This is a genomic window from Streptomyces apricus (genome assembly GCF_008369065.1).
GTDB lineage: Bacteria > Actinomycetota > Actinomycetes > Streptomycetales > Streptomycetaceae > Streptomyces > Streptomyces apricus.
This window is the reverse complement of the sequence record NZ_VDFC01000265.1, coordinates 1-766: the sequence shown is the minus strand read 5'-3', so window position 1 is coordinate 766 and position 766 is coordinate 1. Positions and strand designations below refer to the sequence as shown.

Genomic DNA, 766 nt, shown 5'->3' with positions numbered 1-766 from the left:
AGACACGGACGAGTGGTGGAACGGCGTCCGGCACCGGTATCAGCGGGCTCCTGGACCGGATGCAGTGGAGGCGCGCCCGCGCCGACCGGCCGCCCGGGGGACAACCGCCCGTCCGTGGCGACCTGCCGCCCGAAGGGCAACCGTCCGGAGAACAGTCGCCCCGGGCGTGGGGCACCTGGCTGCGGGCACTCCGGTCCCGGACGCAGGAGCACTCGCCACCCACCCCGCCCACCGGACGCGCTCCCCAGGACCGCCGGGACGCTGGCGCTCGCGGCGCTCCTGTGCGGGCTGGCCCTCGCGGTGCTCGCAGCCGTGGCCGGCGGGCCCCTCGGGGTGGCCGCGCTCGCCGACTTCGGCCCGGTCTGGTGGCGGACGGGACCGGCCGCGGCGGGCTGGATCGCGGCGGTGTCCCTGCCGGTGGGCCTGGCCCTGCGCGCATGGCGCCTGCGCGAGCCGGGGGTGCGGGCGTCGGCACAGACATCGACGTCTGTGCCGACGCAGACGCAGACGCCGACGCAGACACGGACGAGTGGTGGAACGGCGTCCGGCACCGGTATCAGCGGGCTCCTGGACCGGATGCAGTGGAGGCGCGCCCGCGCCGACCGGCCGCCCGGGGGACAACCGCCCGTCCGTGGCGACCTGCCGCCCGAAGGGCAACCGTCCGGAGAACAGTCGCCCGCCGACCGGCCGCCCGGGGGACAACCGCCCGTCCGTGGCGACCTGCCGCCCGAAGGGCAACCGTCCGGAGAACAGTCGCCCCGGGCGT

Annotated in this window: 1 protein-coding gene; it reads left to right on the top strand. The window is 77.4% G+C overall.

Annotated features, from left to right (window positions below; genetic code table 11):
* Positions 1-12: 12 nt before the first annotated feature.
* Positions 13-766: cell division protein PerM (locus tag FGF04_RS41945; RefSeq protein ID WP_328596520.1), on the top strand; the 754-nt coding region annotated here is incomplete at its 3' end.